The organism is Pseudochelatococcus lubricantis (genome assembly GCF_011762225.1).
In the GTDB taxonomy this organism is placed as follows: Bacteria; Pseudomonadota; Alphaproteobacteria; order Rhizobiales; family Beijerinckiaceae; genus Pseudochelatococcus; species Pseudochelatococcus lubricantis.
On sequence record NZ_JAASQI010000003.1, the window covers coordinates 514,565 to 538,475 of the forward strand.

The following is a 23,911-nucleotide window of genomic DNA, read 5'->3' on the forward strand; positions in this document are numbered from 1 at the left end:
AGTCAGGAGGCGTCCGGACTTTCCGGCGGCAGTTTCGGCGCCCCTACAGGCGTCACAGCCGGAGCGGCGCCGCCGACGTGCCACGTTTCAGGCGCAAGCGGCCGCGGCGGGACGTAGCCCAGCGCGCGCAACTGCTTCAGCACGGCGAGATTGAGCTGGCTGGTGACGGTCAGCGATTCCTGGATATTGCCGATGAAGCACAGCATGTCGAACCGCATCTTGGTGTCCGTGAACTCCATCAGGAAGGCGACGGGCTCGGGGTGCTTCATGACGGACGGATGCGCCTTCGCGCAATCCGTCATCACGCGGCGCACCTCGTCCTCGTCGGAGTCGTAGGCGACGCCGACCGAAATCGTGATGCGCCCCGTCCGGCCGCTGTGCAGCCAGTTCTTGACGACGCCCGACACGAGGTTGGAATTCGGCACGATGACGGAGGCACGGTCGAATGTCTCGATCTCGGTCGCGCGCACGTTGATGCGCCTGACATAGCCCTGGTCCGAGCCGACGACGACCCAGTCCCCCACCCGGATCGGGCGCTCCCACAGCAGGATGAGGCCGGAGACGAAGTTGTTCACCACCGATTGCAGGCCGAAGCCGACACCGACCGACAGCGCGCCGGCGACGAGCGAAATGCGGCTGAGGCTGAGGCCGAGCTGCGTGCTGGCCAGCGCCACGGCGAGGAAGAAGCCGACATAGCCGACCGCCGTGCGGATGGAATTGCGGATGCCTGCGTCGAAGCCCGTCGTTGGCAGATACTTGTTCTCCAGCCAGCGCTGCAGCGCGTGCGTCACCGCCATCATGACCGCGAAAGTCAGCGCGGCGGTCATGATGTCGATGGGCGAGATCGAGATCTCGCCGATGCTGAAGCCCACCCGCACCGCGTGGAACGACGTGTAGAGATCGTTCGTTTCCATGCCCCACGGCGCGATGATCAGCAACACGACGACGCCGAGCAGCACGATCTTGAGGATGCCGGCCGTGATCACGCTGAGCTGCTCCACGGCGCGGCGGCGCAGCCCGATGTTCGTCTGCAGGAAAAGCGACGCGCGGGAATGGCGCCCCGGCAGCTTCTCGACAAGCTCCTCGACGAAGACGCGCAGCAGGAAATAAAGCCCCAGCACGCTCAGGATCCAGACAATCTGGCCGACGATGAACGACGCGAAGGCGATGTAGCCGATCGTCACCGCCAGCACGATCGCAAGCACCGCCAGCCACGAGATGGCGACCACGATGCCCTGATAATCCGCTTCCGGCGATACATACGGGCCGAAGTCGTCGGTGTCCGACGGCTCCGGCCGCTTCAGCCCCCGCAGCGCCCAGACCATCAACCCCGCGACCGTGAGCGCCCAGACGCCGTCCGTGAGCACGACGAGCGGCAGGCCAGCCCCAATGGCCGCCACCACCGCCTGGGCGACCGTGCCGGTGAGGATGACGATGGTGCCCAGGTTGGTGACGCTGGACAGATGACGGGCGGTTTCATCGTCAACCTCGAACAGCCGCCAGGCCGTCAGATCGGGGGCGAAGAGCGCATCGGAGAGCGCACGCATGAACACGAGGAAGACGATGCCGAACAGAAACCACGAGATGACGGGCGCGATGCGCCCGCCGAGCAGGTTTTCCGACTGGAGCGCCAGGTAAAGCACGAGGTTGGCGCCCGCCATGGGAACCGACCGCGCGAGCGTGATCCCCAGCGCCTTAAGCACCTTCTCCAGCCGGCTCGGCTCCGTTATGTCCGGATCGCGCCATGTCAGGCGCGGCAGCACCCGCAGCCGCAGCCAGTGCAGCAGCACGCCGACGACGGCCGCCGCGACGACATAACCCAGCCCGCCCTCCTGAAAGCGGCGCAGCAGGTCCGCGCCCCAGTTTCCGAACGCCCGGTTCATGACGTAAAGATCGCCAGGCAGTGCCTCGCCCGCCATCCGCCATAGCGAAGGGTTCCAGAGGCTGGAACTGCGCGCGAACAGGGATCGGGCGAAGGCCGTGCGCCGCAGGTCGCTGATCCGTGTCGATATCTGGTTCGCCTGCACCATCAATGTTTCGGCGAGCTTGACGCCGGCGTTCAGTTCGGCGAGCGCGGCGCTTTTGTCCGCGCGTTCGCTGGCGATGTTCTCGCTTTCCGGTTGCGCGCCTTGCTCCGGCTTGGCGCCGAGCTGCTCAAGCTGCGCATTCAGCGCCGCGGCTCGCGGCGTCAGTTCGTCGATGATCGCGAGAATATCGACACGAGCGTCCTCGACGGACTGGCGCAGGCGCGACAGGTCGGCATCGGTTCGTCCGTCGGCCTCCAGCTCCTTGTCCGTCTGCTCCAGCGCGGACCGCAGCGTATCGAGCCTCTGGTTCAGGGGCACGGGATCCGTCGCCGTCAGCGCCGGCGACACGCTCACCCCGATGAAAAGAATGCAACCGATCAGCAGGAGAAGGAAACCGGAAAAGACGGTGGCGGTACGCGGCATGACGAATGGCTGTCCTTGTGGGTCGTTCCGGCCGGTGTTCGGCCTGCCGGAACGCGAAGCAGGCGGGATCATAGAGCGAACCGCCCGGCGTGAACACCTCCTGCCCGCACGGCCTCTCACGCGGCTGCGACGACCGGTTTCTTGACGAAGCCGAGCAGCAGGGCGCTCACCACGGTGCCGGCCACCAGCGCGGCGACGTAGCCGCCGAGATGCGTCACAGCGCCGGGCACGGCCAGCACGAAGGCGCCGCCATGGGGCACCTTCAGCTCCGCGTTCACCGCCATCGAGAGCGCGCCCGCCACCGCCGAACCCGCGATCAACGAGGGAATGACGCGCAGCGGATCACGCGCGCAGAAGGGAATGGCGCCCTCGGTGACGAAGGCAAGGCCAAGCACGGCGGCCGCCCCGCCCGCCTCGCGTTCCTCCTTCGTGAAGCGGTTCGGAAAGAGGCGCGTCGCCAGCGCGAGGGCGAGCGGCGGCGTCATGCCCCCGATCATCGTCGCCGCCATGGGTGCGTAGATATGGCTCGATATCAAGGCGGTGGAAAAGGCGTAGCTCGCCTTGTTGACCGGCCCGCCCATGTCGACCGCCATCATCCCGGCGAGCAGCATGCCGAGCAGGACGGCGCTGCTGCCCTGCATGCCGCGCAGCCAGTCCGTCAGGAAGGCGAGAAGCGCCGCGACGGGCGCGCCGACGACATAGATCATCAGCAGGCCGGTGAGCAGCGCGCCGAGCAGCGGCAGGATCAGCACCGGCTTCAGCCCCTGCAGGGTCTTCGGCAGCCGGATCAGCCGGTTGAGGCCCGCGACGCCGTAGCCGGCAATGAAGCCCGCCGCGATACCGCCGAGAAAGCCCGCGCCCAGATTCGCCGCGAGCAGCCCGCCGATCATGCCCGGCGCGATGCCCGGCCGGTCGGCGATGGAATAGGCGATATAGCCGGCGAGCGCCGGCACGATCAGCGTGAAGGCGCCGGTCGCGCCGATGGTGAAAAGCGCATGCGCCAGCGTGCCGCCCTGCGATTCGTCGGTGGCGTAAATGCCGCCAAAGGCGAAGGCGAGCGCGATCAGCAGACCGCCCGCCACCACGAAGGGCAGCATGAAGGAAACACCGGTCATCAGATGCTTATAGGGCCCGCCGCTGCCCGTGGAGGCGGCGGTGCCTTCCGCGACAACCTCATCCGCGCTGCCCGTCTGCATCTGCGCGTCCGTGAACGCCCGCGCGATCAGCGCCCTGGCGTCCGTGATCGCGGGCTTCGTGCCAGAAGCGAAAACCCGCTTGCCGGCGAAACGCCCGCGATCCACCTCCCGGTCGGCGGCAATCAACACGATGTCGGCGGCGGCGATCTCCGCGTCCGTCAGCGGCGTGCCGGCGCCCACCGATCCCTGCGTCTCGACGCGGATGTCGTAGCCGAGCGCCCGCGCCGCCTGCGTCAGCCCCTCCGCGGCCATGAAGGTGTGAGCGATACCCGTCGGGCAGGAGGTGACAGCGACGATGCGGCGGCTGTCCCGCGCCGGTTCCCCGGTCGCTTGCTCCGGCTTTTCCGCCGGCTGTGCCGCGCCGCCGAGGCGGTCGAGAATCGCACCGGGGTCGGTCAGCACGTCGGCGATGCTGCCGCGAACGCGCGGCAGCGCGGCGAAACGGGGATCGTCGGCCGCCCTGTCGCCGATGGAGAGCCAGACGTCGGCGGGCTCCATGCCGCTCGGATCGAGCGTGCGCAGCACGGCATCGCCGCGGCGCACCTCGACGTCCATCTCCTGCCCGCGCGTCCGGGCGGCGGTCCGCAGCGCCTCGGCCGCCAGAACCGCCGCGACACTGTCGTCCGCGCTATCGATGGTGGTCCAGATTTTCCTCATGGCGCCCCTTCCTCCGTCGCCACACTCTCGATGCCCGTGCGTGCCGCCAGCGCCTCGACTGCCTCGCGCCCCGGCAGGTTCGGGCCGGCGAGCCCGAGCTTGCCGACGGCAAACGCCGTGCCGAGCCGGGCGATGCGCTCGATGTCGCCGCCCTCCCGCAGGGCGGCGACGATGCCGGCAACCATGGCATCGCCCGCGCCAACCGTGCTGCCGATGCCGGTCACAGGCGGCGGCAGCGCCCGGAGGATCCCGCCCGCCGTGACGAAAAGCGCGCCCTCCGCGCCCATGGAGACGACGACGAGCGCGATGCCGGTGCGGCAGAGCGCCACTGCCGCCGCCGCGACGTCGGACAGGCTTTCGCAGCTCTTGCCCGTCAGTTCGGTGAGTTCCGCGAGGTTGGGCTTGATTGCGTAGGGCCGCACGGTGCCCGCGAGCGCCGCCGCCAGCGCCGGACCGCTCGTGTCGAGGATGGCACAGGTGCCGGTGGCCGCGAGCCCCGCCAGCACGGTGGCATAATGGTCCGCCGCCGTGCCGGGCGGCAGGCTGCCGCCGACCACCGTCAGCGCGGAACGGGTGGCAAGCGCGGCGATCTCCGCCTCGACGCGGCCGAGCGCCTCCGGCGTCGCGGTGAAGCCCGGCAGGTTGATGTCGGTCGTTTCCTCGCGGTCAACGAGCTTGATGTTGGTGCGCGTCGCGCCGGCGATGCGCACGAAGCGGTCCTCAAGGCCCTTGCGGTGCAGCAGCGCCTCGAAAACCTCCGGATTCTCGGCGCCGAGCAGCCCGGTGACGACGGCGCGCACGCCCCAGTCGGCAAGGCAGGAAGCCACATTGAAACCCTTGCCGCCTGCGTCGAGACGCACGGACGAGGCCCGGTTCACGACGCCGCGCGTCAGCCTGTCGAGTGTCACGGTCTGATCGATGGCGGGGTTGAGCGTGACGGTGATGATGCTCATGATGCCTCTCCCTGGATACCGGCGTCGAGTGCGCGCACCTCCGCCGCGTTGTCCAGCGCCAGCGCGCGGGCCGCCAGCGCCGCGAAATCTGCCTGCCGGCCGGCCCGCAGCCGCGCCTTCACTGCCGGGATATCGCGCGGCGTCATCGATAGTTCCGCGACGCCGAGGCCCGCGAGCAGGGTTGCGCCGAACGGATCGCCGGCGATGCCGCCGCAGACGCCGACCCAGCGGCGATGCGCCGCCGCCCCCTTCACCGTGGCATCGATCAGCCGCAAGACGGCGGGATGCAGGCTGTCGGCCTCGCCCGCCAGCTCCGGATTCTGCCGGTCGATGGCCAGCGTATACTGGGTGAGATCGTTGGTGCCGATGGAGAAGAAATCGACATGCGCGGCGAGCAGATCGGCCTGCACCGCCGCCGCCGGCACCTCGATCATGATGCCGAGCGGCACGGCGGGCGCGTCGAGTGCGGCACGGATGCGCTCGCAGTGCTGGCGGAGCGCGGTTACCTCGGCGATGGCGGTGATCATCGGGAACATGATCCAGAGGTCGCCGCCCTCGCGCGCGGCACGATAGAGCGCCCTGAGCTGCGGCTCCAGCAGGTCGGGCCGGCGCAGCAGCAGCCGCGCGCCCCGCACGCCGAGGAAGGGATTGTCCTCGCGCGGCAGCGCGAGATGCGCAACCTGCTTGTCGCCGCCAATGTCGAGCGCGCGCACGATCAGCGGCCGCCCCTCCAGCGCCTCGATCATGCCGCGATAGGTCTCGAACTGCTCGTCCTCCGAAGGCGTGTCGCCACGTTCGAGAAACAGGAACTCGGTGCGCATCAGGCCCACGCCCTCCGCGCCCTGGCCCAGCGCGAGCGGCACCTGCGCCGGGCGGTTGACGTTGGCGCCAACGGCGAGCACATGGCCGTCAACGGTGCGGGCAGGCAGCTGCCGCTCGGCCTCCTGTGCCGCGCGCTTGCCGGCGAGCGCGGCGATCCAGTCCCGCGCCGAGCGGATGTCCTCCTCCGCCGGATCGGGATAGATGAGACCCGCGTCGCCGTCGACGATCATCAGCGTGCCGGGCTGCGCATCGAGCAGCGCGGAGCCGGCCGCCACGGCGGCGGGCAGGCCGAGCGTTCGCGCCAGGATCGCGGTATGCGAAGTCGGCCCGCCGTGCGCCGTCGCGAGGCCTGCGACGCGGCCGGGATCGAGGGCCGCCGTATCGGACGGCGACAGATCGGGCGCGACGATGATCGTCTCGCCTTCCGGCAGATCGGCGATGGAGCCGGCGTCCAGGGCGGGGTCGATCTGGCCTAGCACGCGCCGGCCGACATCGCGCAGATCCGCCGCGCGTGCCGCCAGCACCGGGTTGCCGAGCGCGGCGAGGCTGTTCGCCATGTCCTCGACGGCCTTGTGCCACGACCAGGCGACGCCGTGGCCGGCGACCATCGACTGGCAGGTGAGCGTAATGAGATCGGTGTCGTCGAGCAGGCCGGCCTGCGCCCGGAAGATCGCCGCGTCGTCTGCCCCCAACCGCCGGCCGGTGTCGTCGACCAGCGCCTTCATCTGCAGGCGGGTGCGCGTGATCGCCATGTCGAGCAGGGCCGCGCCCTCGCCGAGGCTCACGGGGATGTCGGGCACCGCCGCCGCGCGGGCGGAAAGCCGGTACACGCGGCCGATAGCGAGGCCGGGGCTTGCCGGCATCGCGACGAGGGGCACGAGTGCCGTCGCCGGCTTCCAGCCGCGCGCGTTGGCCTTCATCCTGCGCGCGGCGCGCTCGGCCTGCTCCTTCTCGCCCGGCGTAAGACCGTCGAGGACGGCACGGAACCGCGCCAGCGCGGCTTCCGCATTATCGCCGGCAGCGGTGGAGACGACAATGCTGTCGCCCGCCTTCAGTCCCAGCCGCAGCAGCGCCACGAGATTGCGCGCATCCGCGCTTTCGCCGCCGTGGCGGATGCGCAGCGGCGCACCGATCGCCTTCGCGGCGTCGACCCAGGCGCTCGCGGGCCGCGCATGCAGCCCGGCCGGATAAGCCACCGTCCACTCAATCCGCGCCGGCAGGTCGGAGGCTGGCGGCGCGGCAGTGGCGGCAGGTCCGGCGTCGTCCAGCAGCGCCCGGGCAATGTCGCCCGCGTCCGTGGTGGTGCAGAGCCGTTCGAGCAAGGCCTCGTCCTGAATGAGGCCCGTCAGGCGACGCAGGATGGCGATATGCCCGTCCGAACGGGCGGCGATGCCGACGACCAGACGCACCGTCTGGCCGGGATTCCATTCGAGCCCTTCCGGGATCTGCAGCACGGCGATGCCATCGCGCCGCACCAGATGCCGGTCCTCGCCCAGCCCGTGCGGAATGGCGACCCCTGACCCGAGATATGTGTTGGCGACCGCCTCGCGGCCAATCATGCTTTCGCCGTAGCCGGGCTCCACACAGCCGCCGCCGACGAGAAGCTGGGCCGCCTCCCCGATGGCCGACGCCTTGTCGGCGGGCCGCGCCCCGAGCCGTATCAGCTCGCGCGGCAGGAACGATGCAGCGTTGACAGTCATGGCGGCGTCTTCTCCCCGGGCTCGTTATATTATCGGATTTTGCTACCTTATCCTGACAAGAAAACGTTTTCTCATTTCGATGTCAACCAGCTATCGTGCCGGCTATGAAGAAAGGCCATAAGGTGCTAACTGATTCCTGAGGCGATCCGGGAAGGACGAGGAAACGTTTTCCATGGCGAAGGTAGGCATCAAGCTGGTAGCCGCGATGGCCGGCGTTTCCCCCGCCACCGTGTCGCGCGCGCTCTCCGGCAAACCGGTCGATGCCGAGATGCGCGCGCGGGTGGAGGAAGCGGTGCGGGCGACGGGCTATCGCCCCAATCTCGCGGCGCGGCGCCTGCGCTCGCGCGAGAGCGGCACCATCGGCCTCATCGTGGCGGACATCCGCAACCCCTTCTTCACCGCCGTAAGCCGCGCGGTGGAGGACGTGGCCTTCGCCCACGGTCTGCGCGTCATCCTCTGCAACACGGACGAGAACCCGGAAAAGGAAGCGATGTACCTGCGCCTGATGGAGGAGGAGCGGGTGACCGGCGTGATCTTCGCGCCCACGCGCCACACCGCGCCGAAAGTCGCGGTCAGCCGCCACGCCTTTCCGGTCGTGCTCATCGACCGCTCCGCGCCGACCGTGCTGCACGACGCGGTGGTGCTGGATAACGCCCGGGCAGCGGCGGCGCTCGTCGAGCATCTGCACGGGCGCGGCTACAGGCGGATCGTGGGCCTGTTCGGCGCGGCGAGCACCACCGGGGTGGAACGGCGCGGCGGCTACGAGGCGGCCATGCGCCGGCTGGGCCTCGTGCCGGCTGCGACCTTTCTGGACCACGGCGGAACCGCGACGGAACAGTGTGTCGCGGACCTCCTCGCCACGCCGGAGCGCCCGGAAGCCATCCTCGCCAGCAACGGGCTGATGCTGCTCGGCGTGGCGCGCGCCCTGCTGCGGGCCGGCATCCACATTCCGGCGGATATCGGCCTTGCGGGTTTCGACAACGAGCCGTGGACGGAGCTGGTGGGCGCCGGCATCACGGTGATGGAGCAGCCCGTCGAGGAGATCGGCCGCAACGCCATGGCGATGCTGTTCGACCGCGGCGCCAATCCGGCCGCCGCCGCACGCCGGATCGTGCTGCAGGCGACCTGCATCGTTCGCGGCTCCACGCCCGGCCCCGGCTCCCCGCAGCCGTGACGAAGGAGGAACCGCGATGACGCCCGGCCGCCTGCCTCAGAAGCCCCCGCGGCAGCATGACGGTTGCGGAGGGACGCTTTGCCGGTATGGTATCCGGGCGGCAAGGCCGGCCGGCTTTCAGAACCACGCCGTCACTATCATGCCGTCACCGTCAAGCGACAGGTTTGCGCGATGCCATACTCCTATTCCGAGCATAAGGACTGGATGCTCGACAAGTATCTGGCGATCCGCCCGGCTGGCGTCATCGACATCGGCGCAGGCGCCGGAACATATGCGAAGCTGATGCGCCCGCATTTCAGCTCGCACTGGACCGGCATCGAAGCCTGGGCCCCTTATATCGAACGGTTTGACCTGCGGTCGAAGTACGATCTGTTGATCGTCGCCGACGTCCTGTACCTCGACTTCGGCAGCATCGTTCCGCGCCCGACGTTCGCCATTGCCGGCGATGTGCTGGAGCATATACCGAAGGACGTGGCAAAGCGCCAGATCGCCCGGCTCAAGGGGTGGGTGAAGGACATCCTCATCTCCATCCCCCTCGGCGAGATGCCGCAGGACAGCGTCGACGGCAACTGGTTCGAGCGTCACCTCGCCACGTGGGAGCACGACGAAATGCTGGCCGTGCTGGGCGTCGGTCTCGCCGACTCGATCAGGGGAAAAGCCCTCGGTGCCTATCACTGGTCGTCCGGCGCGTGACCAGGACGAAATGCAGGCCATTGCCCGGCTACCGCTTGATATCGGCGGGCCGCGCTCCCACGTGTGGAAAGACGGCACGGCGGCCCCCGCCCCGTTTCAGCATGCCGTGCCGTCCCACCTCCCCGCTCCGGCCCGCAAGGCGGCATGCGGGCGACTGTTGTGTTGGCCCGCGCAAATTCTCGACAAGCCTTTATATCATTGCCAAGCTCGGCAAATAAGGTATCCGGATCGTTCCATCAGTGTCGAAGCAACACGTCAGTGTGGCTGGAACTTTCGCAAGACGGGAGAAAGCCGGATATGATCCGCACCATTGCCTCACTCTTCAATGCCAAAGCTGCAACCAGGCTTGCCGCCGGCGCCTCGCTCGCCCTCCTCATGCTCGCCGGCCCCGCCGCCGCCCAGCAGAAGACGGTGCACGTCTACAACTGGTCGGACTATATCGACCCCGACACCCTCGATGCGTTCACCAGGGAAACCGGCATCAAGGTCGTTTACGACACCTATGACAACAACGAGATCGTCGAGACCAAGCTGCTCACCGGCAAATCCGGCTACGACGTCGTCGGGCCGTCGGGACCGTTCCTGCAGCGGCTGATCAAGGCCGGCGTGTTCCAGAAGATGGAGCCGGAAAAGATCCCCAACACGAAGAACCTGTGGCCGGAGATCGCCGAGCGCCTTGCGGTGTTCGACCCCGGCAACCAGTTCGCCATCAACTACATGTGGGGCACCACCGGCATCGGCGTGAACGTCGCCAAGGTGCGCGAGCGCCTCGGTGCCGACGCCGTGCTCAACACCTGGGACCTCGCGCTGAAGCCGGAAGTGGCGGAAAAGCTCAAGGACTGCGGTATCTATGTGCTGGATTCGCCGGAGGACATGTTTCCCACGGTGCTGAACTACCTCGGCCTCAATCCCGATTCCAAGGACGCGAAGGACCTGCAGAAGGCCGCCGACGTTCTCATCGCGGCACGGCCCTTCATCCAGAAGTTCCACTCGTCGGAATACATTAACGCGCTCGCCAACGGCGACATATGCGTCGCGGTCGGCTACTCGGGCGACATCCTGCAGGCGGCAACCCGCGCGAAGGAAGCGGGGAACGGTGTCGAGATCAATTACGTCTTACCGCACGAGGGCGCCATGATATGGTTCGACAACCTCGCCATTCCCGCCGATGCACCGCATCCGGAGGAGGCGCGCGCCTTCCTCGACTTCCTGAACCGGCCGGAGATCGCGGCGAAGAACGCGAGCTTCGTCTCCTTCGCCAGCGGCAACCTCGCCGCCCGTCCTCTCGTCGCGCCAGCCGTGCGCGACAACCCGGGCATCTATCCCGACGACGAGACGCTGAAGCGCCTGTTCACCAACACCGCCTATGACGACCGCACCCAGCGCACCGTCACGCGGCTGTGGACGCGCGTCAAGACCGGCCGTTGAATCGGACATCCTTTCCGCACTCCCTGCCGGCCTGACATCGCGTCACGCCGGCAGCGGCATCAGGCGGGAACGAGGCCGTGCCGGAGCATGATTTCCTTGATTCTGGCGAGATCGGGCTTGCCCGGCACGTTCACTTCAGCCGCGATTTCCTCGAAATAGCGTCTGCCGATCAGGCCCGGCGTCAGCACCACGAGCGACCGCGCCGTCTCGTCATGCAGGTTCTCGTGCGTGTGCGTGCTGCCCCGGGGAACGAACAGGCTTTCCCCCGTCCTCAGCTCATGACGCTGCCCGTCGAGTGTCGAGGTGGTGATCCCGTCCAAGGCGTAGATCATCTCATCGACGTCCTGGTGAAAGTGCGGCGCCGGGACACGGGCGTTCGGCGGAATGACGAACTCGAAGGCAACAAGGCTGCCGGACCCCGTGGTTTCATCGACTACGAAACGGAGTTCCAGAGCCCCTATCCGTACCACATCGCGATCATGCGCAATCATCGGGCGCCTCCCACACGCAGGGTGGCTCACCCTACGCGGAGCAAGACACGCTTGCAAGGCGAAACAGCGGCGGGGCGCTTGCGCTTTCCGCCCCACCGTGTCAATATGTTGCGGTTTCTTACCCCAGCGTGGGCATGACGAACTCGCTGCCGGCGCGGATGCCGGTCGGCCAGCGCGAGGTGATGGTTTTCAGGCGCGTGTAGAAGCGCACGCCCTCCGGCCCGTGCATGTGATGATCGCCGAACAGCGACGCCTTCCAGCCGCCGAAGGAATGGAACGCCATCGGCACGGGGATCGGCACGTTGATGCCGACCATGCCCACCTTGATCGCATGCGCGAACTCGCGCGCCGCATCGCCGTCGCGCGTGAAGATCGCCGTGCCGTTGCCGAACTCGTGCTCGTTGATCCATCGCGCCGCCGTGGCGTAACTGTCCGCACGCGCCACCGCCAGCACGGGACCGAAGATCTCTTCCTTGTAGATTTTCATGTCCGTGGTGACGTTGTCGAATAGCGTGCCGCCGATGAAATAGCCGTTCTCGAAGCCCTGCAGCGTCAGCCCACGCCCGTCGACGACGAGCTTCGCGCCCTCCGCCTCACCGGCATCGATGTAGCCGCGCACCTTTTCGAGATGCTGCTTCGTGACGAGCGGGCCCATCTCCGCCTCGGGATCGGTGCCGGGACCGATCTTCAGCGCCCGCACGCGCGGTTCGAGCCGCTCGATGAGCGCGTCCGCCGTTTTCTCGCCCACCGGCACCGCGACCGAAACCGCCATGCAGCGCTCGCCGGCCGAGCCGTAGGCCGCGCCCATCAGCGCGTCGACAGCCTGGTCGAGATCGGCGTCGGGCATGACGATCATGTGGTTCTTCGCGCCGCCCAACGCCTGCGCGCGCTTGCCGGTCTTCGCCGCCGTCTCGTAGATGTAGCGCGCGATGGGCGTCGAGCCGACGAAGCTGATCGCCTGGATGTCCGGATCGTGGAGCAGCGCGTCGACCGCCTCCTTGTCGCCCTGCACGACGTTGAAGACGCCGTCCGGCAGGCCGGCTTCCGTCAGCCACTTCGCCAGCAGCAGCGAGGCGGAAGGGTCGCGCTCCGAAGGCTTCAGGATGAAGCAGTTGCCGCAGGCGAGCGCCACGGGGAACATCCACATCGGCACCATCGCCGGGAAGTTGAAGGGCGTGATGCCGGCGACGACGCCGAGCGGCTGGCGTACCGAATGGCTGTCGACACGGGTGCCGACGTTCTCGGTGATCTCGCCCTTGAGAAGCTGGGGAATGCCGGTGGCGAACTCCACCACCTCGATGCCGCGCTGGATTTCGCCCTTGGCATCGGACAACACCTTGCCGTGCTCGGCGGTGATGACGGCGGCGAGTTCGTCGATGCGCTCTTCCAGGATACGCAGGAAGCGGTTGAGGATGCGCGCGCGGCGCAACGGCGTGGTGTCGGACCAGCTCTCGCTTGCCTTGACCGCGATCTCCACAACCGCGCGCACCTCGGCGGCGGAGGCCAGCGCCACGCGCCCGGTTTCCTCGCCGGTCGCCGGGTTGAAGGAGGGTGCGGTGCGACCGCTGGTGCCGGCGACCTCGCGTCCGCCGATGTAGTGATTGATGCCTCTTGCCATGACGATAACCTCCACGATTGTCCCTGCTTCCCGGACGGATGCCAGGCGATACGGATGCCAGGCGACGTTGACGAACCGGCTATTGTCATCCAATGTCGTTCGCCGCACATCAATACCGTTGTTTCATCATTCATTGTGCGAAATTTATAGCAGCAGGTATCGGCGGCCATGGACTGGGACCATCTGCGCATCTTCCTCGCGGTGACGAGGCACGGTCAGTTGCTGGCTGCCGCGCGCAGCCTCGGCCTCAACCACGCCACCGTCGCGCGCCGCCTCGATGCCCTTGAGCGTTCGTTGGGCACGCCCCTCTTCGACCGCAGGCCGGCTGGCTGTGTGCCGACGCAGGCTGGCGAGCGGCTTCTGCCGGTCGCCGAACGGATAGAGTTCGAACTGCTTGGCGTATCGGAGAGCCTTCGGGACGAGGAGGCCGACGTTTCGGGAACCGTCAGGATCGGCGCGCCGGACGGGCTCGGCAACTATTTCCTCGCCTCCGAGCTGGGAGCGCTGACGCGGCGCCACCCGAACCTCGTCGTGGAACTCGTCCCCCTGCCCAGAACCTTCTCGCTGTCGCGGCGCGAGGCGGATCTCGCCATTGTTCTGGACCCGCCCGCCGAGGGGCGCCTGCTCGTGTCGCGCCTGACCGACTACACGCTCAGCGTCTATGCGGCGCGCATGTACCTGGAACGCGCCGGCACGCCGATATCCGTCGAAGCACTGGGCGATCACACGGTCGTCACGGGCGTCGAGGACCTTGCCTATGCCTCGGCGCTGGATTACTCCGCCGCGCTGGAGAAACAGGCCGGACGCAAGTTCCGCTGCGCCAGCGTCATGGGCCAGATAGAGGCGGTCAGGTCCGGCGCCGGCATCGGCGTCCTGCACGACTTCGCCGCCGGCGCCATTGAGGGCATGGAGCGCATTTTCCCGGAGGTCGGCTTCCGTCGCAGCTACTATCTGCTTTGCCATCCGGACACTGTCACCGTCAAAAGAATTGCGGTGCTGCGTGAGTTCATCTCCCGCCGCTTCCGCGAGGAACGGCAGCGGTTCGTCCAATAGGCTGATCCGCGCCTCTCCCGGGCAACCCCCATCCGCGACGGCACGGGTTCAGGCCTTCTTCGTCCGCTTCTTCTGGCGATAGACGTCGGCGATGACGGCGGCCACGATGATGATGCCCTTGACGATCTCCTGATAGTAGGCGTCGATGCGCAAGAAGGTGAAGCCGGAGGTCATGAGGCCCAGGATCAGCATGCCGATCACGGTGCCGGTGATCCGCCCCGCGCCACCGGCGAGCGAGGTGCCGCCGATGACGGCCGCGGCGATGGCATCGAGTTCGTACATCATGCCCATGCCGGCCTGCGCCGTCTGCGCGCGGGCGGCGGTGACCACGCCCGCCAGACCCGCGAGCAGCCCGGCGATGGCATAGACCTTCAGGAGATGGGTCTTGACGTTGATGCCCGACACACGCGCCGCCTGCGGATTGGCGCCGATGGCATAGGTGAACTTGCCGTAGCGCGTGTAGCGCAAGCCGATGTGAAACAGCAGCGCGATCGCGAGAAAGATCACGACAGGCCAGATGCCCGAGCCGATGGCGGCGAATTCCGGCGTGGGGAAGGAAATCGGCTGGCCCTTGGTGTACCACTTGGCGATGCCGCGCGCCGTGACCATCATGCCGAGCGTGGCGATGAAGGGCGGAATGCCGGTGTAGGCGATGAGTGCGCCGTTGATGAGGCCGGCCAGCAGGCCGCAGCCGAGCCCGATCAGCACCGGCACGATAACGGGCATGTCCGTGAGCCACGGATAGACGGCCCGGTCGTAGGTCGCAATCTGCGCGAAGCTCATCGAGATCATTGCCGACATGGCGACGACGGAGCCGGACGAGAGGTCGATGCCGCCGGTGATGATGACCTGCGTCACGCCCACGGCGATGATGCCGATCACGCTCACCTGCAGGATCATGATGGTCAGACGCTGCGGGTTGAGCAGAAAGCTCTGGCCCTGCAGAATCCAGCCCAGCACCTCGAAGATCAGGGCGACGCCAATCAGCACCGACAGGATGTTCAGCTCGGGCGGCAAGCGCTTTCGGGTCTTCTCGCCGGCTGCAAGAGCCGTATCAGTTTGTTGTATGGACATTCCTGTTTCGCTCCCTGATTTTATCGTTGTCCGCCGCGCCGCTATTTGGCCGCCAGTTCCATGATCCGGACCTGGTCAGCCTCCGCGCGGTCGAGAATTCCGGTTGCGTGCCCCTCGTGCATCACCATGATCCTGTCCGACATGCCGAGCACTTCGGGCAGCTCCGAACTGATCATGATGATGGCGACGCCCTGCCCCGCCAGCCGGCTGATGAGACGGTGGATTTCGGCCTTCGCGCCGACATCGATGCCGCGCGTCGGCTCGTCGAGGATCAGGATGGACGGCTTGATCAGCAGCCAGCGCGCGATCAGCGCCTTCTGCTGGTTGCCGCCGGAGAGGTTCTCGATGCGCTCGTGCAGGTTCGGCGTCTTGATGCGCAGCAGGCCTTTCATGTCCTCGCACAGCCTGTTGACCGCGGGCTGATCGACGAAGCCGCCGCGCACGTGCGTGTTGTGCAGAACGGCGATCTGCATGTTCTCCAGCACGCTGAGGATGAGGAAGCAGCCGGTTTCCTTGCGGTCCTCGGTGAGGAACGCCATGCCGTTGCGCATCGCGTCGCCGGGGCTGCGGATGGCCGTTTCTTTCCCCCGGATGCGGATGGTGCCGGAGGTGGCGGGCGTCACGCCGAACAGCGCTTCGGCCACGTTGGACCGGCCGGAGCCGACGAGCCCCGCGATGCCGAGGATCTCGCCCGCGCGTACCTCGAAGCTGATGTCGTGGAACACGCCGTTGACGGCGAGTTTATCGACGGAGAGCACGACATCGCCGATCTTCGCTTCCTCCTTGGGAAACATGTCCGTGATCTCGCGCCCGACCATCATGCGGATGATGTCGTCGCGGGTGACATCGGCGCTTGCGTGCGTCGCGACGTAGCGGCCGTCCCGGAAAACCGAGAACTCGTCGGCGATCTCGAACAGCTCGTTCATCTTGTGCGTGATGTAGACGATGCCCTTGCCCTGCGCGCGCAGGTTGCGGATGATGTCGAACAGATGCTCGACCTCGTGCTCGGTCAGGGCGCTGGTCGGTTCGTCCATGATGAGCACATCGCTCTGGTAGCTCACCGCCTTGGCGATCTCGACCATCTGCCGCGCGGCGACGGTGAGCTTCTGCACCTCCACATCCGGATCGATCCCGATGTGGAGACGGTCGAACAGCTCGCGGGTCATCCGGCTCATGCGGCGGTGGTCGACGAGGCCGAAGCGGTTCGTCGGCTCGCGGCGGATCCAGATATTCTCCGCCACCGTCATGAAGGGCATCAGGTTGAGTTCCTGATGGATCATGGCGATGCCGCGCTCCAGTGCGTCGAGCGGCGAGTCCAGCGCGATTTTCTCGCCGCGCAGGTGAAGGCTGCCCCTGTCCGGCGTATAGATGCCGGCGATGATCTTCATCAGCGTGGATTTGCCGGCGCCGTTCTCGCCCATCAGCGCGTGGACCGTGCCGCGCTTCAGCCGGAACTGCACGTCGTCCAGCGCGACGACACCGGGAAATTCCTTCCTGATGCCCTCGACGACGAGCAGGTCGTCTCCCCGGCCATGCGTGTAGCTCTCGATCGCCGCCTGCGTTCTATTCGAGATCATGATGACTTCCTCCCCTTCGGTCCCGCGCAGCGCGGGACCGCCTCCCGGTGCGTGCGGGCATCAGTTGCGGGCGAGGTAATCCTTCAGATTGTCCGACGTCACGAGTTCGAACGGAACGTAGTTCTTCTGCCCGACGCTCTGGCCATCGGCGAGCTTGAGCACGATGTCGAGGGCGCCGCGGCCCTGATCGCGCGCGTTCTGGAAAACGGTCACGTCGAGGTCGCCGTTCTGGATGGCGAGCAGGGCATCGCGGGTGGCGTCCACGCCGCCGATGACGACGTCCTTCATCGGGACGCCGGCCGACTTCAGCGCCTGAATGGCCCCGAGCGCCATTTCGTCGTTGTTGGCGATGACCGCATCCGGCTTCAACCCGGAGGTGATCCAGTTGGTCATGATGTCCATGCCCGGCGTGCGCATCCAGTTGCCGGTCTGCTCGTCGAGCACCTTGATGCCCTTGCATTCATCCGTTGCCAGCACGTCGTGGACGGCCTTGGTGCGGCCGCGCTGGCCGGTGGTGCCGAGCTGGCCCATCAGCACGACGGCCTCGCCCTTGCCGCCGAGGCGCCGGCAGATTTCCTGCGCCTGCAGTGTGCCGGCCTGCACTTCGTCCGATCCCACCCACGCCTGGTTCTTCGGCAGGTTGTCCACGCCCGTCGGTGCCATGTTGACGAAGACCAGCGGAACGCCGGCGCGCGCGGCGGCCGCCGAGATCGCCGGGCCGGAATCCGCGTCGACCAGCATCACGATGACGCCGTCCACACCGGAGGCCAGAAAATTCTCGATCTGGCTCTGCTGGCGGGAGATGTCACCCTGCGCGTCTTCGGCCTGCACCGCCACCCCGTCCAGCGTCTTGGCGTAATCCTGCATGTTGTGACGCAGCACCGTCAGGAAGTTATCGTCGAACAGCGACATGCTGATGCCGATGTTCTTCGCCTGCGCAATCCCCGCCGACAGAGCGACGATCGCAACACCCATCAGAAACTTCTTCATTGTGTATCCTCCCGTTTATCAGCCTTCGTTCTTTTGGCAGTGACTGATTTTTGCCTGCGGCCGGCGTTCCGCGCCTGTCCCGCTTCACGATACGCGGGCGACGGTCCGGAAACCGCTCTTGCCAGACCCGCCTTCCCGATAGGGCCCGCAAGGTGTGTGCCCTGAACATATCCGAATTCAGGACCGACTTACAACAAAAATTGCAAAATTATATTTCCTGCAATTTTTTCTTTCAAAAACCCCGTAACCTGCTGGTAAACCATTCAGAAAATGGCCGGCTCGCCCGTTTCCGGCCCGAAACCGGTCTCCAGAAAATCGAAGTCGCATCCCTTGTCGGCCTGCTGGATGTGGCGCGAGAACATGAAGCCGTAGCCACGGCCGAAGCGCGGGGGCTGCGGTACGAGGGCCGCCCGGCGCTGCGTGAGTTCCGCGTCGCCGACCTCAAGGCGGATGCTGCGGTTCGGCACGTCGACGGTGATGAGGTCGCCCGTGCGCACCAGTGCCAGCGTGCCGCCGATATACGCCTCCGGCGACACGTGCAGGATGCAGGCGCCATAGCTCGTGCCGCTCATGCGGGCGTCCGACAGCCGCACCATGTCCCGCACGCCCTGCCGCACGAGCTTGCGCGGAATGGGCAGCATGCCCCACTCCGGCATGCCCGGCCCGCCCTGCGGACCGGCGTTGCGCAGCACGAGGATGTGATCCTCCGTCACATCGAGATCGTCGCTGTCGATCACCGCTTTCATCGCGGGATAGTCGTCGAAGACGAGCGCCGGCCCCGTATGCTTCAGGAAACGTTGCGCACAGGCGCTCGGCTTGATGACACAGCCGTTCTCGGCCAGATTGCCCCTCAGCACGGCCAGCGCCCCTTCGGCATAGATCGGCCGTTCGAGCGGGCGGATGACGTCGTCGTTATAGACTTCCGCATCCGCAACGTTCTCGCCGAGCCGGCGGCCGTTCACGGTCATCTCACCGAGGGAGAGATGCGGCGTTATCTGCTTCATCAGTGCCCGCAGACCGCCGGCATAGTAGAAATCCTCCATCAGGTAGGTATCGCCGCTCGGCCTGATGTTGGCGATGACGGGCACCTTGCGGCTCGCGGCATCGAAGTCGTCGAGCGAGATGGCGTGCCCGGCGCGGCGCGCCATGGCGATGACGTGGATGACCGCGTTCGTGGAGCATCCCATGGCCATCGCCACGGCAATTGCGTTGAGATAGGCGTTACGGGTCTGGATCGCGTCGGGCCTCAGGTCCTCGCGCACCATCTCCACGATGCGTCGCCCGGCGGCGGCGCACATGCGGATGTGGTTCGCATCCGCCGCCGGAATGGAAGAGGCTCCCGGCAGCGTCATGCCGATGGCCTCAGCGATGGCCGTCATGGTGGCGGCGGTGCCCATCGTCATGCAATGGCCGTGGCTGCGCGCGATTCCGCCTTCGATGGCGAGCCAGTCCTCATCGCCGATATTGCCCGCGCGCCGCTCGTCCCAGTATTTCCAGGCGTCCGAGCCGGAGCCCAGCACCTTGCCCTTCCAGTTGCCGCGCAGCATGGGGCCGGCGGGCACGTAGATGGCCGGCAGGCCGGCGCTGGTCGCGCCCATGAGCAGGCCCGGCGTGGTCTTGTCGCAGCCGCCCATCAGCACCACGCCGTCGACGGGATGCGAGCGGATCAGCTCCTCCGCCTCCATGGCGAGCATGTTGCGGTAGAGCATCGTCGTCGGCTTGACGAAGTTCTCCGACAGGGACAGCGCAGGCAGCTCGATGGGGAAGCCGCCAGCCTGCAGGACACCGCGCTTGATATCCTCCACCCGCATCTTGAAATGTGCGTGGCAGGGATTGATGTCCGACCACGTGTTCAGAATGGCGATGACCGGCTTGCCCGCCCAGTCCTCCGGCGCGTAGCCCATCTGCATCACGCGGGAGCGGTGACCGAAGCCGCGCAGGTCGTCGGGCGCGAACCAGCGGGCGCTGCGCAGGGCGGCGGGCGGTCTGGATACGGGCGGCTTTTTCTCCGTCATCTCACGTCTTCTTTCAGGAAACGGCCTGCCACGACCGGCCGGCGGATGAACGGAGGGCGGCGTCGATCACCTTCTGGATCTCCCACGCCTCGCGGAAATCCGGCCCGGCGGCCGCACCGTCGCCGGCGATGGCACGCAGGAACGCGGCCACCTCGATGACCTTGAGATCGTTGAAGCCGAGCTGGTGGCCCGGCGCCACGCAGAAGCGGCCGTAGGGTTCGTGCTGGGGTCCGGCCTCGATGCGTGTGAAGCCTGCCTGACGCGCGTCCCCTCCCGCGCGGTAGAAGTGCAGCTCGTTGAAACGCTCCTGCGTGAAGACGAGCGCGCCCTTGCTGCCGGCAACCTCGAAGGCGAGATGCATCTTGCGCCCTGTGGCCACCCAGTTGGCCTCGATATGGCCGCCGCAGCCGCGCGCGAAGCGCAGCGTAAGGCGGGCGATGTCGTCGACCTCCACCGCCCGCCGTTCAGACACGCCGGACGCGGCCGGGCGGCTGGCGATGGCCGTTTCCAGATCGGCGTTGACATGCGTGATGTCGCCGAGCAGGAAACGCGCCATGGCAATGGCGTGGCTGCCGAGGTCGGCGATCGCCCCGCCTCCGCCGGCGGGGTCCAGACGCCAGGTCCATGACGCTTCAGGATCGGCCATGTAGTCTTCGGCATGGATGCCGCGAAATGACGTGATCTCGCCGAGTTCCCCGGCCGCGATCATGTCCCGCGCCAGCCGGATCAGCGGGTTTTGCAGATAGTTGAAACCCGCCTGCGTGACGACGCCCGCCGCGGTCGCGGCCTCCACCATGTCGCGCGCCGCCGCAGCGTCAGGTGCGAGCGGTTTTTCGCAATGGATGTGCTTGCCCGCCTGCGCGGCCGCCAGCGCGATTTCACGATGCAACGCATTGGGCGCCGTGATCGACACGATGGCGACAGCCGGGTCGTTGACGAGATCGCGCCAGTCCGCCGTCGCGCGGCGGAAGCCGAACTGTTCCTGCGCCTGCCGCGCCGCCGCCTCGTTGACGTCCGCGACGACCTGCAGTACCGGCACGGCGCTTTCGGGAAAGTAGGAAGCAACGGACCCGTAGGCGAAGGCGTGCGCCTTGCCCATGAAGCCCGTGCCAATGATTCCGACACCAATTTCATTGCGCATTTGCTTCATCCCCGATCAGAGCGCCACCGTCTTGCCGGTCAGCAGCGATTCAAGCGCGCGGTCGGCGAGCAGCAGCGCCTGCCTGCCGTCGTGAGGGCCCACGGGCATTGGCTTGCTGTTCGCAAGCGCATCCACGAACGCCGCCATTTCTCCCTTGTAGGCATCCGCATAGCGTTCCAGGAAGAAGTTCAGCAGCGGCTCTCGCGCGTCCGTCGCCTCGCGCGTCCAGCGCCGCACGGTGGTCGGCCGCAGGTTGTCGTTGAACAGCGCGCCCTGCGAGCCGAAGATTTCGAAGCGCTGGTCATAGCCGTAGACGGCCTCGCGGCAGTTGTTGATGTGGCACTGGCGGCCGGATGCGGTGCGCATCTGCACCATCACCGTGTCGTAGTCGTCGGCGGTCTCCATCAGCGCGCGGTCGACCACGCGGCTGCCGATGGCGGAAATCTCCACCGGCTCCTCGCCCAGGAACCAGCGCGCCATGTCGAAATCGTGGATGGTCATGTCGCGGAAGATGCCGCCCGACGAGCCCAGGTAGCTTGCCGGCGGCAGGCCGGGATCGCGGCTGGAAATGACGACCTGACGCACCTCGCCGATTTCGCCGGCGTCGATGGCGTTGCGCAGTTCGCGCGCGCTCGGGTCGAAACGCCGGTTGAAGGCCAGCATCACGCGGCCGTCGAGGCGCGCGATCTCGGCCACGGCTTCATCGACCCGGGCCAGATCGAGGTCGATGGGTTTTTCGCACAGCACGGCCTTTCCCCGCCGCACCGCGTGCAGCAGCAGGTCGACATGCGTATCGGTCGGCGTGCCGATGACGACCGCGTCGACATCGGCACGCTCGATGGTCTCCACGGGGTCGAGCGAGGCTTCGCTCGACAATTGCGCGGCAAGGTCGGCCGCTGCCGTTCCGAACGGATCGGCGATGGCGACGAGCGTCGCGGCCGGGTTTTCAGCGACGTTTCTGGCATGAATCCGGCCGATACGGCCGGCGCCGAGAACGGCAATACGCACCATTTGCATCTCTCCCCAAGAATAGCTTTGTCGTTATCGGCGGATCGGGCCGCTTCAGGCGCGTTCGGCTTCCCGCGGTCCGAACGCGATGGCACTGCGGTTGACGACCAGCGAGGGATCCAGGCGGCCGTTAAAGAAGGCGATGATATTGTCCGCCGCCGAAATGGCCATCCGTTCCGCGCATTCCTGCGTCAAGCCGGCCGAATGCGGGCTTAGAACCACCCTGTCCGAAGCCAGCAGAGGGTTCGCGGCGGCGGGCGGTTCGCTTGCGAAAACATCGAGCCCGGCTCCGCCCACGTGGCCGCTCGCCAGCGCGGCCGCAAGCGCGTGCTCGTCGATCAGCCCGCCACGGGCGGTGTTGATCACGAGGGCGCCCCGTTTCAGGAGCGCGAGTTCCCGCGCGCCAAGCAGCGGCTTGTTGCCGGAAAGCGGCACATGCACCGTCACCACATCCGCCACGCCCAGGGCGGCCGCCAGCTCCGTGGCGGCCAGATAGCCTTCCGCGGCGATGTGACCGGCATCGACGAAGGGATCGTGCACGCGCACGCTCATGCCGAAGGCGGCGGAAAGACGCGCAACCGCGCGGCCGATCCGCCCGAAGCCGACGACGAGCACGGACTTGCCCAACAGCTCGGTGGCCTGCAGGCTGTTGCGGAACGACCACTGCCCCGCCCGAGTCGCGGCATCGTAGGCGACGGTGCGATGCGCGACGGACAGCATCAGCATCAGCGTATGTTCCGCCACCGAGGCCGAATTCACGTCGCCGACGATGGCGAGCGGGATGCCGCGCTCATTGAGCGCCTCCACGTCGACCGCATCGTAGCCGACGCCGTGCCGCGAGACGATCTTCAGCCCCGGCGCCTGCGCGATCAGTGCCCCCGGCAGCGGCTGGGTGCGGATGAGGATGGCGTCGGCCGCGCCGACAAAAGGCGCGAAGGCTTCCGTCGATACCTCGTCGACAACCTCGAAAGTGATGCCCGGCGCCTGGCGCAGCCGCTCGACGCCCGAAGCGTGAATGCGGCCGGCAACGAGAACATGCGGCATGTCAGTATCCTCCCTGCGCCTGCTTCCCGCCGGCCGTTTCACCCTCGCCGACGCTTCGGCGGAAGGCGGCAAGACTTTCCCCGGCCGCGCCCGCGAGCAGCCGCACGTCGTTGGAGATGGTCACGAGATCGAAGCCCCAGCCCACGGCCTTGCTCGCGTAAGCAGCGGAGCCATTGTGCAGCCCGGCGCGGATGCCGGCGGAATGGGCGGTGTCAAGAATGTGCCGGATGGCGTCCACGACCTCGGGCTCCTCACGGTCGAAGCCGGTGCGGTACTTGCGCCCCGTCAGCCCCAGCGTCAGATCGGCCGGGCCGATATAGACGCCGTCGAGCCCCGGCGTGGCGACGATCGCCTCCAGATTGTTGACGGCTTCGCCGGTCTCGATCATGGCGAAGCAGAGGATTTCCCGGTCGGCGTGCTGGCCGTAGTCCGCGCCGGCGGCGAACAGCGCCCGCGTCGGGCCGAAGGAGCGCACGCCGACCGGCGGATAGCGCACGTAGGAGACGAGCCGCGCCGCCTCCTCCGGCGTATTGATCATGGGGCAGATGATGCCGTGGGCGCCGGCGTCCAGCACCTTCATGATATCGCCGGGGTCGAGCCACGGCACCCGCGCCATCAGGGCGGCGTCGCTCGCGCGCATCGCCTGCAACATGGCGCCCGCCGCCTCCAGCCCGACGAAGCCGTGCTGCAGGTCGATCGTGACCGAGTCATAGCCCTGTGCCGCCATGATTTCCGCGACGAAGGGCGAGGCGATGGACAGCCAGCCGTTGGCGACCGCCTGGCCGGCCGCCCATTTTTCCCGAACCGGATTCCTGAACATGGGCGTA

Annotated in this window: 18 protein-coding genes; 4 read left to right on the forward strand and 14 right to left on the reverse strand. The window is 67.2% G+C overall.

What is annotated here, in order from left to right; translation table 11 throughout:
* Positions 1-2: 2 nt before the first annotated feature.
* From FHS82_RS09160 to ptsP, 4 genes are all read right to left on the reverse strand, one after another.
* Positions 3-2,450 carry a DUF3772 domain-containing protein gene (locus FHS82_RS09160; RefSeq protein WP_166951241.1) on the reverse strand — a complete coding sequence of 816 codons (2,448 nt, stop codon included), beginning with the start codon at positions 2,448-2,450 and terminating at the stop codon, positions 3-5.
* 116 nt (positions 2,451-2,566) lie between these two features.
* Entirely contained in the window at positions 2,567-4,303 is a 1,737-nt protein-coding gene (locus FHS82_RS09165; protein ID WP_166951244.1) for a PTS fructose transporter subunit IIC, read from the reverse strand.
* Entirely contained in the window at positions 4,300-5,256 is a 957-nt protein-coding gene (gene pfkB, locus FHS82_RS09170) for a 1-phosphofructokinase (RefSeq protein WP_166951246.1), read from the reverse strand. Before pfkB ends, FHS82_RS09165 begins: the two co-directional genes overlap by 4 nt.
* Positions 5,253-7,778: a phosphoenolpyruvate--protein phosphotransferase gene (ptsP, locus tag FHS82_RS09175; RefSeq protein WP_166951248.1), complete on the reverse strand. Its 2,526-nt coding sequence runs from the start codon at positions 7,776-7,778 to the stop codon at positions 5,253-5,255. The genes pfkB and ptsP overlap by 4 nt, the downstream gene beginning before the upstream one ends.
* 172 nt (positions 7,779-7,950) lie before the next feature.
* Between ptsP and FHS82_RS09180 the strand changes: the two genes are divergently transcribed.
* The 3 genes from FHS82_RS09180 to FHS82_RS09190 all read left to right on the forward strand — a co-directional run bounded on the left by FHS82_RS09180 (position 7,951) and on the right by FHS82_RS09190 (position 11,073).
* On the forward strand, positions 7,951-8,952 hold the full coding sequence (locus FHS82_RS09180) for a LacI family DNA-binding transcriptional regulator (RefSeq protein ID WP_166951251.1): 1,002 nt from the start codon (positions 7,951-7,953) through the stop codon (positions 8,950-8,952).
* Positions 8,953-9,123: 171 nt separating this feature from the next.
* A complete protein-coding gene (locus FHS82_RS09185; RefSeq protein WP_166951254.1) occupies positions 9,124-9,645 on the forward strand; it encodes a class I SAM-dependent methyltransferase in 522 nt (173 codons plus the stop codon).
* Between the two features lie 297 nt (positions 9,646-9,942).
* Positions 9,943-11,073 carry a polyamine ABC transporter substrate-binding protein gene (locus FHS82_RS09190; protein ID WP_166951257.1) on the forward strand — a complete coding sequence of 377 codons (1,131 nt, stop codon included), beginning with the start codon at positions 9,943-9,945 and terminating at the stop codon, positions 11,071-11,073.
* A 59-nt stretch (positions 11,074-11,132) separates the two neighbouring features.
* On the opposite strand, the gene FHS82_RS09195 is transcribed toward FHS82_RS09190, so the two are convergent.
* Both FHS82_RS09195 and FHS82_RS09200 read right to left on the reverse strand, forming a co-directional pair.
* Positions 11,133-11,564 carry a cupin domain-containing protein gene (locus tag FHS82_RS09195; RefSeq protein WP_166951260.1) on the reverse strand — a complete coding sequence of 144 codons (432 nt, stop codon included), beginning with the start codon at positions 11,562-11,564 and terminating at the stop codon, positions 11,133-11,135.
* Positions 11,565-11,682: 118 nt separating this feature from the next.
* The gene (locus tag FHS82_RS09200) at positions 11,683-13,182 is read right to left on the reverse strand and encodes a CoA-acylating methylmalonate-semialdehyde dehydrogenase (protein ID WP_166951262.1); all 1,500 of its coding nucleotides are present in this window, start codon (positions 13,180-13,182) and stop codon (positions 11,683-11,685) included.
* Between the two features lie 168 nt (positions 13,183-13,350).
* Between FHS82_RS09200 and FHS82_RS09205 the strand changes: the two genes are divergently transcribed.
* Positions 13,351-14,235: a LysR family transcriptional regulator gene (locus FHS82_RS09205; protein ID WP_166951265.1), complete on the forward strand. Its 885-nt coding sequence runs from the start codon at positions 13,351-13,353 to the stop codon at positions 14,233-14,235.
* 48 nt (positions 14,236-14,283) lie between these two features.
* Here FHS82_RS09205 and FHS82_RS09210 read toward each other — a convergent pair whose 3' ends face one another.
* The 8 genes from FHS82_RS09210 to FHS82_RS09245 form a co-directional block, all read right to left on the reverse strand.
* The gene (locus tag FHS82_RS09210) at positions 14,284-15,309 is read right to left on the reverse strand and encodes an ABC transporter permease (RefSeq protein WP_166951268.1); all 1,026 of its coding nucleotides are present in this window, start codon (positions 15,307-15,309) and stop codon (positions 14,284-14,286) included.
* 41 nt (positions 15,310-15,350) lie between these two features.
* Entirely contained in the window at positions 15,351-16,886 is a 1,536-nt protein-coding gene (locus FHS82_RS09215; RefSeq protein WP_166951271.1) for a sugar ABC transporter ATP-binding protein, read from the reverse strand.
* 60 nt (positions 16,887-16,946) lie between these two features.
* The gene (locus FHS82_RS09220; RefSeq protein ID WP_166951274.1) at positions 16,947-17,876 is read right to left on the reverse strand and encodes a sugar ABC transporter substrate-binding protein; all 930 of its coding nucleotides are present in this window, start codon (positions 17,874-17,876) and stop codon (positions 16,947-16,949) included.
* Positions 17,877-18,139: 263 nt separating this feature from the next.
* Positions 18,140-19,891: an L-arabinonate dehydratase gene (araD, locus tag FHS82_RS09225; RefSeq protein ID WP_166951275.1), complete on the reverse strand. Its 1,752-nt coding sequence runs from the start codon at positions 19,889-19,891 to the stop codon at positions 18,140-18,142.
* A 13-nt stretch (positions 19,892-19,904) separates the two neighbouring features.
* The gene (locus tag FHS82_RS09230) at positions 19,905-21,032 is read right to left on the reverse strand and encodes a Gfo/Idh/MocA family protein (protein WP_166951277.1); all 1,128 of its coding nucleotides are present in this window, start codon (positions 21,030-21,032) and stop codon (positions 19,905-19,907) included.
* Between the two features lie 15 nt (positions 21,033-21,047).
* Positions 21,048-22,043, reverse strand: coding sequence for an inositol 2-dehydrogenase (gene iolG, locus FHS82_RS09235; protein WP_166951281.1), 996 nt, complete (start codon positions 22,041-22,043; stop codon positions 21,048-21,050).
* A gap of 51 nt (positions 22,044-22,094) precedes the next feature.
* A complete protein-coding gene (locus FHS82_RS09240; RefSeq protein ID WP_166951283.1) occupies positions 22,095-23,084 on the reverse strand; it encodes a hydroxyacid dehydrogenase in 990 nt (329 codons plus the stop codon).
* A gap of 1 nt (position 23,085) precedes the next feature.
* Positions 23,086-23,904, reverse strand: a complete 819-nt coding sequence (locus FHS82_RS09245) for an HpcH/HpaI aldolase family protein (protein WP_166951285.1) — start codon at positions 23,902-23,904, stop codon at positions 23,086-23,088.
* Between the last annotated feature and the right edge of the window lie 7 nt (positions 23,905-23,911).